This window comes from Vibrio sp. Makdt, from assembly GCF_027587015.1.
GTDB classification, from domain to species: domain Bacteria; phylum Pseudomonadota; class Gammaproteobacteria; order Enterobacterales; family Vibrionaceae; genus Vibrio; species Vibrio chagasii_B.
Map to the genome: position 1 here is coordinate 177685 of NZ_JAPPTH010000011.1, position 13067 is coordinate 190751.

The window sequence follows — 13067 nt, forward strand, 5'->3', positions numbered from 1 at the left end:
TTTGGTGGTTAATTAATGTCCAAATGCTTGTTTTGTTCAATTTAATAGCAAAAAATGTGGTTATAGCGTTGTGTTTCAGAGTTCATTCGATAATATAAAGTGACCTCTAATGACAGAGGAAGGGCAGCAACGGATACGCTGCTTTAAATAATATGGAATGTGACTTATTGATATTGGACACATACATGAAATTCAAGATTACATCACCGATCATCGAACCCACAGAAGGGTCACCACATCAGAACATGGCTTCTTCATCTGATCACACCTCTCTATACTCTCGCTTGTACTACTCGTTTTCTACTGCCTTTTCGCGATTTAACTCCGCTTATCGCTCCTATCGATATTCGTTTTAAAGCTTAACTTCTTTCGAATTTTCTTTGCATCTTGGTTGATGACAGAGAACTACACCTATTAAAAACTAAATAAATAAGTTAAAGACAATGAATATTAAAATGATGGGTAGCTCCCTAATTATCGCTGGTACCGCTCTTGGTGCTGGTATGCTTGCAATCCCAATGGTATTAGCTCAATTCGGATTGCTTTACGGCACACTGTTAATGGTTCTGATCTGTTTCGGTACCACTTACGCCGCATTACTACTTCTTGAAGCAACCATCAAAGCGGGTGGTGGCTTAGGATTAAACTCTATCGCTAGAAAGACACTAGGCAAACAAGGGCAGCTGATCACCAATGGTCTGCTTTACGCCTTACTGATTTGCTTGCTAATGGCTTACATCTTAGGTGCAGGTGACTTGCTGAGTAAGCTGCTGTCTAACCTCGGTGTCGATATTACTGCAACAACGAGTCAAATTACTTTTACCTTGATTGCCGGTGCTGTTGTGGCGAGTGGAACAGGCGTGATTGATAAGCTCAACCGTGCACTGTTCTTCGTGATGCTAGCAAGTTTGTTTGCAACGATGGCGTTTTTAGCGCCAAGCATGACGCAAGATAACTTAATGCAGGTAACAAGTCACAATCATGTAGACCTAATTAAAACGAGTGCAATCTTGTTCACCAGCTTTGGCTTTATGGTCGTGATTCCAACATTGGTTTCTTACAACCATGAAGCAACCGATAAACAGCTTCGTAATATGGTGATTGTAGGCTCGCTTATTCCTTTAGTGTGCTACCTATGTTGGTTGTTTGCCGTGGTAGGTAACTTGAGTGAAGAGCAGTTTAGAAGCTTCCACAATGTATCTGACTTGATGGCTGCATTTGAAGCTCAGTCGCCATGGGTTGGTACTGTGCTATCTATCTTCACTGGTTTGGCGCTGCTGACTTCGTTCTTTGGTGTGGCAATGTCGCTATTCAACCAAAACCGAGACATGTTCAACCAAAATACAGCGGTGACTTACTGCATTAGCTTTATCCTGCCATTAGCGGGCTCACTACTGGCTGCGGATAAGTTTCTACAAGTGCTGAACTACGCTGGTATCATCCTTGTGTTCTTAGCGGTATTCGTTCCTCTGGTAATGGTTCACAAGCAACGCTTTATGGAAGTAGCAGAAGACAGGTACAGCGCAGAAGGTGGCAAACCAATGATGCTTTTCTCATTGTTGTTTGGTTGCTTCTTACTTATCTCTCAAGTGATTTAACCATTGCTGTGCTGAACAGCAGCTGATATTGAGATATAAAAAAAGGAACGCATATGCGTTCCTTTTTTTGCTTGTTTGTTAGCGAGATTCGATTAACAAACAACCTTAACAGCCAAACCACCTTGAGATGTCTCACGGTATTTAGCGTTCATGTCTTTACCGGTTTCTAGCATTGTTTCGATAACTTTATCTAGAGAAACAGTAGGAGCTGAAGAACGACGAAGTGCCATACGAGTTGAGTTGATTGCTTTTACAGCAGCAATACCGTTACGCTCGATACATGGTACTTGTACTTGGCCAGCAACTGGGTCACATGTTAGACCTAGGTTGTGCTCCATTGCGATTTCCGCAGCCATACATACTTGCTCAGGGCTACCACCCATAAGCTCAGCAAGACCAGCAGCAGCCATAGAACATGCCACGCCAACTTCACCCTGACAGCCAACTTCTGCACCAGAGATAGAAGCATTACGCTTGTAAAGACCACCGATAGCGCCAGAAGCCGCGAAGTAACGGATGTAGTCTTTCTCAGTCACAGTTTGGATGAACTTATCGTAGTAAGCCAGAACTGCAGGGATGATGCCACATGCGCCGTTTGTTGGTGCAGTAACTACACGACCGCCAGCTGCGTTCTCTTCGTTTACTGCGAATGCGAACATGTTTACCCAGTCAACAACAGACATTGGATCGTTCGTTGTTTTTTCTGAAGTCATTAGCTGTTGGCGAAGTGCAGCAGCACGGCGAGGTACACGTAGTGGACCAGGCAGGATACCTTCAGTATTCATACCGCGATCCATACACTCTCGCATTGTTTTCCAGATGTTTGCGAAGTAAGTACGAGACTCTTCGTCAGAGTGGAAAGCTGCTTGGTTTTTCATAACCAGTGTGCTGATAGAAAGACCGCTGTCTTTACACTGGTTAACTAGCTCTTCAGCTGTTGTGAATTCGTAAGGTGCTTTGATTGGGTTTTCTTCTTCTTTGCCGAAGTTCTCTTCGTCAACGATGAAACCGCCACCAATTGAGTAGTAAGTTTTTGAGTAAGCAACTTCGTCATCAATCCACGCGTGGATGCTCATGCCGTTCTCGTGTAGAGAAAGGTTGCTAGTATGGAAGTTCATACCACCATCGCGAGGGAACGAAACTGTGTGACAGTGCATGCCAACAGGAAGGCGTTCAGTTTCTTCTACGCGAGCGATAAAGCCCGGGATAGAATCGATATCAACACGCTCAGGGGTATTGCCAGCAAGACCCATGATGATTGCGATATCTGTGTGGTGACCTTTCCCTGTCAGTGATAGTGATCCATATACGTCCACGGTGATTTTAGTGATGTCGCGCAATTTTCCCATTGAACGTAGGTCATCAATAAATTCTTTACCCGCTTTCATTGGTCCAACTGTGTGCGAGCTCGATGGACCAACACCGATTTTATAGATATCAAATACACTAATCATAGCGATTACCTCAAAAAGAGAGCCTCCCAAGGGGAGTAGGGAGGCTCATTTATTATCATTATATTTTGTGTCTAATCTCGCGATATAAGATGAAAGGCATCTTATAAAAGCTGCTTATAGATTAAAGAGCGCCGTAGATTACAGAACTAATAGCCGCTAGACCACATAAAGCTGTAAAGATTTGTACAGGTGCTGAAGTTTTGTACTTAGCCATTGCTGGTACTTTGTTCATCGCGAATACAGGCATTAGGAACAGGATAGCTGCAATCATTGGAGCACCCATTGTCTCAATCATGCCTAGGATGCTTGGGTTAACTACCGCAACAATCCAAGTAGTCACAACGATGAACGCTAGAGATACTTTTTCGATAGTGCTTACTGAAGAACCAGAGCGAGACTTGATTAGACCAACAAGACCTTCGTGAGCACCTAGGAAGTGGCCGAAGTAGCTAGAAGTGATTGCTGCGAACGCTACTAGAGGACCCATGTAAGAGATAAGTGGAGACTCGTGAACGTTAGCTAGGTAAGAAAGTACAGAGATGTTTTGCGCTTGCGCTGTTGCTAGTTGCTCTGGAGATAGAGAAAGTACAACAGAGAATACGAAGAACATTACAAAGCCCATTAGCATCATTGCTGCGCCGCCAGTGATAGCGTCAGTTTTCTTAACTGCGTTTTCACCGTATACACGACGTTGCTCTTTAGAGAACTGAGAGATGATTGGGCTGTGGTTGAAAGAGAACACGATGATTGGAATTGCAAGCCAGATAACAGAAGGCATTGTTGACCATTCAGGCGTTACTTCCATCATTGAAGTGTTCCAATCTGGAACTAGGTAGAAAGACAGTGCTAGTAGGATGAATACTAGTGGGTAAACCATTGCTGAAGTTGCTTTCAACATTAGATCTTTACCGAATACAACGCCAGCTGTCATTGCAAGGATAAGAGCACCAGAAAGAAGAGGACGAGGAATAGATTCCATACCCATTTGGTTTACTAGGAAAGAATCAACAGTGTTTGTGATACCAACACCGTAAATCAGAACGATTGGGTAGATAGCGAAAAAGTAAGCGAAAGTAATAAGGTTTGCGCCAGTCTTACCGAAGTGTTCTTCTACTGTATCTGTAATGTCAGCTTCAGGATTTTTTGCAGACAGTACGAAACGTGCTAGAGATTTGTGTGCGAACCAAGTCATTGGTGCAGCAATAAGAGCTAGGATAACTAATGGCCAAAAACCACCCGCACCAGCTTTAATTGGAAGGAATAGTACACCAGCACCAACTGCTGTACCGAATAGTGATAAACACCAGGTAAAATCTTTATAGTTAAACTTGCTCGAGTCTTTTACGGCATTTGCCGAAGAAGTTGTTGTGTTCATGTTAAATTACTCATTTTTTGGGAACAGGAAATAAGTCGGGGCTAATTTTGCAGAATTTTCTTCGGCAAAAAATAGATCTAAATCATGTAATGAAACGGCGTGTCACATGATATGCGAAAAACGGATTTTTGATCACGAAAATGCCGTGCTACATGTGATTTATGTTCATGTCTGGTATTAGTTTTTTTTATCCGAAAGGGGTGTCTGTACAGATTTGTACCAAGTAAACGTTTGCGTAAAATTGCATTAATAAATCTGTTCCATGGAAAGGCTGACGTTTGTTAACAGAGATTAAACAAAACGTAGTTGCTATGTAATTTGTTGCACTACATGTTGCTGCAATGATTGGATAATTTGTGCCGTGACGCCCCATATAAGGTGCTCTTCGAAGGGCATGGCGAAAACACGATGTTTGATTTTCTTAAAGTTCACTGTGTGGCTATGCAGCTTCGCTTGGTCTAAAACATAGGTAGCTGGAACTTCAAAAATGGACGCAACCTCGTTCTCATCAATGATGGGTTTATAGTCAGGATCGACTAATACGACAATCGGTGTAACAGAAAATTTACTAATAGTACTCAAGGTGGGTAATTGCCCAACAATTTTAACCTGATCCGATCGAATTCCTACCTCTTCATGAAGCTCTCTAAGTGCAGTAAATTGCATAGATGGGTCGGAAAGCTCGTGTTTACCGCCAGGAAAGCTAACTTGCCCCGGGTGATGCTTTAAATGAGCCGCTCTTTTAGTAAAAATGACATGTAAACCATCTTCCCTTTCAACTAAACCGACCACAACGGCCGCTTTGCGCAATTCATCATCACTAATATGAGAAACGCGCTCTACTGATTCAGGGTGATAACCAGCAGGAGGGTTAAGCTGAAACTGCTGAAGGAAATTATCTCGGTTCATAACATGCCAATATATTGATTATTATGCCTTTAAGTATAGGCATAACCTTTCACGTAATGCCAACCTAATAGGTAAGCGCTATTGAGGCTATCGGTTAGCTGAAGCGCTTAATATTGTTGGTTTTTGCTATATTTGAAGTGAGCATCTAGATGAGTATCCGTTATCAATGTCATAAAATAAGCTGCGAATCCTTACTTTTTTGATTAGGAATTTGATAACAAAGACTTAGTAGACCATTCTAAAAAGAAACAAAAGATAAGGTATGAGATGAAAGGAATCATATTCACCGAATTTTTAGAGCTTGTTGAAGATAAGTTCGGTTTAGAGCTTTTGGAAGAAGTGCTAGAAATGTCGGAAGATGAGGGGATCTACACATCGGTTGGTAGTTATGACCATAGAGATCTGGTGAAACTCATCATTAACCTAAGTAAGAAAACAGACATCGACGCTGCCAGCTTGCAACGAGTGTTTGGCCAGTCGGTATTTAAAAACCTTTTGGCTTCCATTCCTAATAAAGCGAGTCTTAAACATAGCAACACGACATTCCAATTTATTCAGCACGTTGAGCGATACATTCACGTTGAAGTGAAAAAGCTCTATCCAGACGCTGAGCCACCTGAGTTTAGTTTTATCACGACAACAGAAGCCCAGTTGGTTTTCGATTACAAGAGCGCACGATGCATGTCGCATGTCTGTTTAGGGCTAATTGAAGGATGTGCTGAATACCACGGAGAATCGATCAGGGTGGAAATGACGCCTCAGAATGATGACCAAAGTGTGGTTAGGTTTAATCTCAAAGTAGAAAAGTAATATGGATCCGGCCTCTGCCTTAGAGAAGAAACTAAAGCGCCAAATAGCCGCCCGCAAAGCGGCTGAAGCTCTGTTGGAGCAAAAAAGTCTTGAGCTGTTTGAAGCTAACCAACAGTTGGAGCTTGCCCTGCGCCAGTTGGAAAAACGTTCTAATGCGAACATTCGTCGTATCGAGTTTCAAGAGCAAATTGATAATCTATTGATAGATTTTGGTCGCGCGTTTCTTCGAAGCGACTTAGATGATGTGATGCTGTCTCAACTGACCACAAACGTGACAAACAGTTACCTTATTGAAGCTAGCCGCTTAATATTGCCATCGAAGCTGCTCCCACAACTTCAAACCTACGATTATGGTGATGCATCGGTTGGTGATTTCGACCCAAAAATCGGAGAAACACAATGGGAAGGTGATCTACTCACTGTACCGCTTGAAGTTGAGAAGGTTATCGTTGGAGCATTGATCGTAAAGGTCAACCTATCTGAACAAGATGTCGATTTTATCGAGAGCCAACTCTTATTGGTTACAGATCTCATCTGCAGTGCCATTACTCACCAATTAGCTATCAATCGAAATATTGAATCTCGTAAGCGAGCAGAGGAATCTGAACGGGCGACGCGCGATTTTGTGGCGATGATTAACCATGAGCTAAGAACGCCGCTCAACGGTTTATTGGGAAGTGCTGAATTAATCAGTGATACGGAGCTTAACAGTTCCCAACGTGAAATCGTGAATAACTTAAGTCAATCAGGTGAGTTTTTAAGAACCATCATCAATGACTTATTGGACTACAGCAAAATCAATGCGGGTATGTTGGAGCTGATTCCAAAGAAGTTTGCACTACTTGATTTAAGAAACACCATTGAAAGCATCTTTACGAATCGAGCCAAAGAGAAGCAGCTTGAATTTAATATCAGCGTGGCACCAAATGTTCCATCTCACTTCAAAGGCGATTTAGAGCGCATTACTCAGCTCTTTGTAAACCTCATCGGTAATGCGATTAAGTTTACCGAAGAGGGGCATGTGAACGTTGGTATTGAATGGGACAACGAGCATTTCGTTTTCTCTGTGGAAGATACTGGGGTTGGGATTGCTAAATCCTCCCACAAAACACTCTTCGAACCTTTTACACAGGCGGATAATTCGAGTAGCCGAAATTATGAAGGTACAGGCCTTGGTTTAGCTATTTGCCGTAAGTTAGTGGCGTTGATGAGTGGCGACATTGGGGTGACCAGTGTTGTCGGTACTGGCACCACCTTTACTATCTCGGTTCCGCTTCAAGTGGTCGATATGCCAACAGAAAGCGACCAAGTATCGAAAGGCTTTGAATCTGAGGTCGAACTGTCATTACTTAAAGTGTTGGTGGTTGATGATATTAAGATGAACCAGATCATCATCCAACAGATGTTACGTAAACATGAGATAGAACCTGCGATTGCCAGTAATGGTATTGAGGGGCTGGAATTGGCGTCTCATAATGAGTATGACATTGTATTTATGGATTGCCGGATGCCAGTGATGGATGGTTTTGAAGCAACAGAGAAACTCAGAGAGAAAGGCTATGAAAGATCTATTGTTGCATTGACTGCGGGAACGACCTTAGAAGAGCGTGAACGCTGCATTCAGTGTGGTATGGATGACATTCTGAGTAAGCCATACACTGCCAACGACCTTAAAGATATGCTCAAGAAGTGGGGCATGACTCCGTCCAATGCCGCCTGATAGTATCCATATATTATTTGAGAGACTAAAAAGCCGAAGTGATCATTTAGATGACTTCGGCTTTTTTCTGCTTTTCGCTTTGGCTTAGAACTTGTACTAAGCGGTCAGTAAACTGGTGTTACTTAGCACTCTTCCAGTACAGGGAGGATTCGACTAAGTTTATCCAGCGTTTCTTGGTATTCAGAAGCACAATCACTATCGAATACCACACCACCGCCAGCCCAAGCATAAAGCGTATTGTTTTCTGCTACTAAAGTTCGGATGGTAATGCTGGTGTCCATTCTGCCATTTCGGCTGATGTAACCGATACTGCCACAATATGCTGAGCGTCGATGCGGTTCTAATTCCTCAATGATCTGCATTGCACGGACTTTAGGGGCGCCGGTAATAGAGCCGCCCGGGAAACAAGCTCTTAATAGGTCAGTTGCAGAATATTGGTAATCAAGGTCAGCTCTGATGGTGCTAACCAAGTGATGCACAGCAGGAAAGCTCTCAATATCGAATAATTTAGGGACATGAACCGTTCCTGGCTTTGCCACTCGCCCGATATCGTTTCGAAGTAAATCTACAATCATCAGGTTTTCAGCCTGATCTTTATCTGCACTTGCTAAGTCTTGTGCGTTAGTATCATCAATCACTTGGTCATCAGAACGAGGACGAGTGCCTTTGATCGGTTTCGTTTCAATAACGTTATCTTTTAGCTCTAGGAAGCGTTCTGGCGAGACACTGATAATGGCACTGTTTGCTAGACGGATGAAACCAGAAAACGGAGCAGAGTTATACTGTTCTAGTTTTTCGTAGGCCAACCATTCGCTGCCTTGGTATTTTGCATTGAAGCGCTGAGCTAAGTTAATCTGATAGCAGTCGCCGGATAACAGGTACTCTTGAACACTATCGAACTTATCTGCGTAGCTCTGCTCGGTCATGTTCGATTGCCACGGTGTCGTCAGGCTAAATTGCTCTGCTTGAGGTTGAGCTTGTTGTTGAGATAACCAATCCCAGTGAGCTTCGATGTTTTGTCCAACCACACAGGCAGTCTTCAACTTGTGGTCAACCACAATTGCCCATTCATACAGGCCTACCGCCATATCGGGTGCATCAATATCGCGTGTTGAGGTAGCCGGAAGTGTTTCCACTCGGCGGCCTAAATCGTAGCTAAAGTAACCTAACGCGCCGCCGACGAATGGCAAGTCTGAATGCTCACTAGTAGCAGGTAACAACTGTTGTTGATATTGGTCGAGTAGCTCAAAAGGATCGGAGTCTGAAACCTCACACGTCTCTTTAACATTGATGGTGGTTTTTGCACCAATTGTTTCGAAGGTGGCGATGGGTTGAGCAACTAAAATGTCGTATCGACTATCAACGTGGCTTTCTGAAGCAGAGCGTAATAGCATTGCCCACGGCAGGTTTTCGATATGAGAAAACAGCTGTTTAGCTAAAGTTGGTTGATATTCAAGCGGCTTGATTTGGATAGCGCGAAATTCGTTGTTATTCATTTGTTTAATTTGTGACAAAGAGTTCGATCACTGCATGGCTTGTGAGAGGAAGCAAGAGTATCATAAATTGAAAATAAAATGGGTTCTTGATTAGAACGGTGTAATCCAAGTGGTTTAGTTTAAAGCTATGCAAGCGATTGCTAAAGCAACTAAATACAGCTCAACATTATAAAAAGCTAAACCTACTGATCTCATTTAGCGTTATTCGTTAAATAGTGAACCCACATGGAACTAGAACAATAAAGAGGCATGCAATGACGGTTATTCGTAAGCAAGATGTGATCAGCAGTGTCGCTGACGCACTTCAGTACATTTCTTATTATCACCCTTTAGACTTTGTCCAAGCCCTAGAAAAAGCGTACGAGAAAGAAGAGAGCCAAGCAGCTAAAGATGCGATCGCTCAGATTCTGATTAACTCGCGTATGTCTGCGGAAGGTCACCGTCCTATTTGTCAGGATACTGGTATCGTTACTTGTTTCGTGAACATCGGTATGGATGTGAAGTGGGAAACGGATCTAACAGTACAACAAATGGTTGATGAAGGCGTTCGTCAAGCTTACAACAACCCAGATAACCCACTGCGTGCATCAGTCCTAATGGACCCTGCAGGTAAGCGTATTAATACTAAAGACAACACACCTGCGGTTGTTCACATTAATATGGTTCCGGGCAACAAAGTTGAAATTCAAATCGCGGCGAAAGGCGGCGGTTCTGAGAACAAAACTAAGATGGTTATGCTAAACCCTTCTGACGACATTGCAGAATGGGTGGAGAAAACGCTACCAACGATGGGTGCAGGTTGGTGTCCACCGGGTATGCTTGGCATAGGCATCGGCGGTACCGCTGAGAAAGCCGCGGTACTTGCGAAAGAGTCTCTGATGGAGCACATCGATATCCAAGAGCTTATCGAGAAAGGTCCTGAGAACGCAGAAGAAGAGCTTCGTCTAGACATCTTCAACCGCGTAAACAAACTAGGTATTGGCGCACAAGGCTTGGGTGGTTTAACTACCGTTGTTGATGTGAAGATCAAAACTGCACCAACACACGCCGCGTCTAAGCCTGTATGTTTAATCCCTAACTGTGCAGCGACGCGTCACGTACACTTCACGCTAGACGGCAGCGGCCCAGCAGAGCTAACGCCACCTAAGCTAGAAGAGTGGCCAGACATCACTTGGGAAGCGGGCGCGAATACACGTCGCGTGAACCTTGATGAAGTAACCAAAGAAGACGTTCAAGAGTGGAAGACGGGTGAAACGGTTCTTCTATCAGGCAAAATCCTAACGGGCCGTGATGCTGCGCATAAGCGTATTCAAGGCATGCTTGAAAGCGGTGAAGGTCTACCAGAAGGCGTCGACTTCAAAGGTAAATTTATCTACTACGTAGGCCCTGTGGATGCAGTAGGCGACGAAGCTGTCGGTCCTGCGGGTCCAACAACGTCGACACGTATGGATAAGTTCACAGACATGATGCTAAACGAAACGGGCATCATGGGCATGATCGGTAAAGCGGAACGTGGTCCTGCTACGGTTGAATCAATCAAAGAGCATAAAGCGGTTTACTTGATGGCTGTAGGTGGCGCGGCTTACCTAGTAGCAAAAGCAATCAAGAAAGCACGTGTTGTTGCGTTTGAAGATCTTGGTATGGAAGCGATTTACGAGTTTGAAGTTGAAGACATGCCAGTAACGGTTGCGGTTGACTCAACGGGCGCAAACGCTCACCAGATCGGCCCTGACACGTGGAAAGTGAAAATTGCCGAAGCTGAAAAAGCTTAATCAACCGAAGTCAAAAAGTCGTAATTGATGCTGACCCCAGCGTTTGAATTGCAAGTTTTGACAGAAAGTTAAAGACAAAAGTGCAGCATTATCTGCACTTTTGTCTTATTATCAATGATATAGTGATAAACACATCGTTTGATATAAGAACATAGGAGAGAGGAATGCCTCGTTTTATTCAGATCCTACAAATTATCTTGGCAGTGGTGATTGGTAGTTTCATTGGTTACGATTTGATCTTGCACGGAATCAGCATCTTTAACGAAAAATACGTAACCATTACATGTGTATTGTGGTTGATTGCTGAGATAGCACTGTTTGTTATCTACAAGCTCATAGAAGATGATTAGTCTGCTACTCATTAAAAAATTTCAAAGCCCCTGATTATGAATGTAGTCAGGGGCTTTTATTCATCTAGCATTAAGAATGGGTATTGCATACTCACCACTATTAGCAAAAGAACAAGCAACAGCATACAAACTATCCCAATAGGGAAAGAATATAGGCTTGCCTCTCTATCATTATACCCAGCTTGCCTAAATATCACGGAGTCGTTCAAATGAAACACCTAACTCAAGAAATGAGTGACTTTATAAGCAGAGGAACGGATTCTCACATTAGAGTAGCGGTCACGGGTCTGTCTCGTGCAGGTAAAACAGCATTCATTACCTCGTTGGTTAACCAACTTCTTCATACCTCTACTCATAAGAATCTACCGCTTCTTGCATCAGCGAGAGATGGAAGAATTATTGGTGCAAAGCGCATCCCACAACACAACATGATGATTCCGCGTTTCTCTTATGACGAAGCGATGGAATCATTAAATGGTCAGCCACCAGAGTGGCCAGTACCAACGCGTGATGTCAGTGAAATTCGCTTAGCCATCAAATATAAGCCGGCAAAAGGCGCGAAGAAGTTACTGAGTAAAAACAGTACCCTTTATCTCGATATTGTTGACTATCCGGGTGAATGGTTACTTGATTTACCGTTACTGGACATGGATTTTGAAACGTGGAGTCAATCTCAGTTTGCCGCATTAAAAGGTGACCGAGAAACTTACTCGCAAGAGTGGAGTGCAATGCTTGGCGACATTGACCTATTGGCTGAAGCTGATGAGAAGAAACTGGTCACCATCGCCGATAGCTACACTCAGTATCTCCATACTTGTAAGAGCAATGGACTACATTGGGTGCAACCGGGGCGATTTGTATTACCTGGTGAGCTTGAAGGCGCGCCTGTGTTGCAGTTTTTCCCCTGCGCAGCACCAGAAGGTAAATTTTCGAAAACAAGTAACTATGCGGTGCTGAAAGCTCGTTATGAAGAGTATCAACAGAAGGTTGTTAAAGCGTTCTACAAGAATCATTTCTCAACCTTCGATAGACAAATTGTGTTGGTGGATTGCTTGCAGCCACTCAATGCAGGTTACGATTCTTTCATGGATATGCGTGGTGCACTTGAACAGTTACTGAAGAGCTTTAAATATGGTCGAAGCAATATCCTGAGACGTTTGTTTGCTCCGAAGATAGACAAGATCCTGTTTGCAGCGACTAAGGCAGACCATGTAACACCAGATCAGCACCCAAACTTGGTGTCACTGCTGCAACAGATGGTACACCCAGCGTGGCAACAGGCGGCGTTTGAGCATATCGATATGAGCTGCATGAGCATCGCTTCTATTCAAGCGACCAGCGCAGGTTATATCTCGTCAGGCTCGGACAATGTACCAGCGCTGCAAGGTGTTACTTTGGATAACGTTCCGCAGACTATGTATCCGGGTGAGGTACCACGCAAGCTGCCGAACAAGCAGTACTGGGAAACTAACCAGTTTGATTTCACGAGCTTTAGGCCAATGGAACAACATTCTGATGAACCTTGCCAACACCTAAGAATTGATAAGGTTTTAGAGTATCTCATTGGCGATAAGTTGAAGTAA

The 13067-nt window shown here is 43.5% G+C and carries 10 protein-coding genes; 6 read left to right on the forward strand and 4 right to left on the reverse strand.

Translation table 11 applies throughout. The features are described from left to right. Nucleotides 1-443: 443 nt before the first annotated feature. Nucleotides 444-1598 (forward strand): amino acid permease, encoded by a 1155-nt coding sequence (locus tag OH460_RS15375; RefSeq protein ID WP_443088684.1) that lies wholly within the window; start codon nt 444-446, stop codon nt 1596-1598. Between the two features lie 92 nt (nt 1599-1690). Here the strand turns inward: OH460_RS15375 and OH460_RS15380 are convergent, their stop codons facing one another. From OH460_RS15380 to OH460_RS15390, 3 genes are all read right to left on the reverse strand, one after another. Then, nucleotides 1691-3052: an L-serine ammonia-lyase gene (locus tag OH460_RS15380; RefSeq protein WP_061031627.1), complete on the reverse strand. Its 1362-nt coding sequence runs from the start codon at nt 3050-3052 to the stop codon at nt 1691-1693. A 121-nt stretch (nt 3053-3173) separates the two neighbouring features. Further along, nucleotides 3174-4427 (reverse strand): aromatic amino acid transport family protein, encoded by a 1254-nt coding sequence (locus tag OH460_RS15385; protein WP_102423478.1) that lies wholly within the window; start codon nt 4425-4427, stop codon nt 3174-3176. 309 nt (nt 4428-4736) lie between these two features. Then, nucleotides 4737-5336, reverse strand: a complete 600-nt coding sequence (locus OH460_RS15390) for a CoA pyrophosphatase (RefSeq protein ID WP_269998381.1) — start codon at nt 5334-5336, stop codon at nt 4737-4739. 267 nt (nt 5337-5603) lie between these two features. Between OH460_RS15390 and OH460_RS15395 the strand changes: the two genes are divergently transcribed. Both OH460_RS15395 and OH460_RS15400 read left to right on the forward strand, forming a co-directional pair. Further along, the gene (locus OH460_RS15395; RefSeq protein ID WP_269998383.1) at nt 5604-6146 is read left to right on the forward strand and encodes a heme NO-binding domain-containing protein; all 543 of its coding nucleotides are present in this window, start codon (nt 5604-5606) and stop codon (nt 6144-6146) included. A 1-nt stretch (nt 6147) separates the two neighbouring features. Next, nucleotides 6148-7866 carry an ATP-binding protein gene (locus tag OH460_RS15400; RefSeq protein ID WP_269998385.1) on the forward strand — a complete coding sequence of 573 codons (1719 nt, stop codon included), beginning with the start codon at nt 6148-6150 and terminating at the stop codon, nt 7864-7866. Nucleotides 7867-7988: 122 nt separating this feature from the next. Here the strand turns inward: OH460_RS15400 and pabB are convergent, their stop codons facing one another. Beyond that, nucleotides 7989-9362, reverse strand: coding sequence for an aminodeoxychorismate synthase component I (gene pabB, locus OH460_RS15405; protein ID WP_269998387.1), 1374 nt, complete (start codon nt 9360-9362; stop codon nt 7989-7991). A 254-nt stretch (nt 9363-9616) separates the two neighbouring features. Here pabB and OH460_RS15410 point away from each other — a divergent pair, with 254 nt between their 5' ends. The 3 genes from OH460_RS15410 to OH460_RS15420 all read left to right on the forward strand — a co-directional run bounded on the left by OH460_RS15410 (nt 9617) and on the right by OH460_RS15420 (nt 13067). Beyond that, nucleotides 9617-11134 carry a fumarate hydratase gene (locus OH460_RS15410; RefSeq protein ID WP_004741550.1) on the forward strand — a complete coding sequence of 506 codons (1518 nt, stop codon included), beginning with the start codon at nt 9617-9619 and terminating at the stop codon, nt 11132-11134. Nucleotides 11135-11298: 164 nt separating this feature from the next. Continuing rightward, on the forward strand, nt 11299-11484 hold the full coding sequence (locus OH460_RS15415) for a hypothetical protein (protein ID WP_008222261.1): 186 nt from the start codon (nt 11299-11301) through the stop codon (nt 11482-11484). Nucleotides 11485-11693: 209 nt separating this feature from the next. After that, the gene (locus OH460_RS15420) at nt 11694-13067 is read left to right on the forward strand and encodes a YcjX family protein (protein WP_269998391.1); all 1374 of its coding nucleotides are present in this window, start codon (nt 11694-11696) and stop codon (nt 13065-13067) included.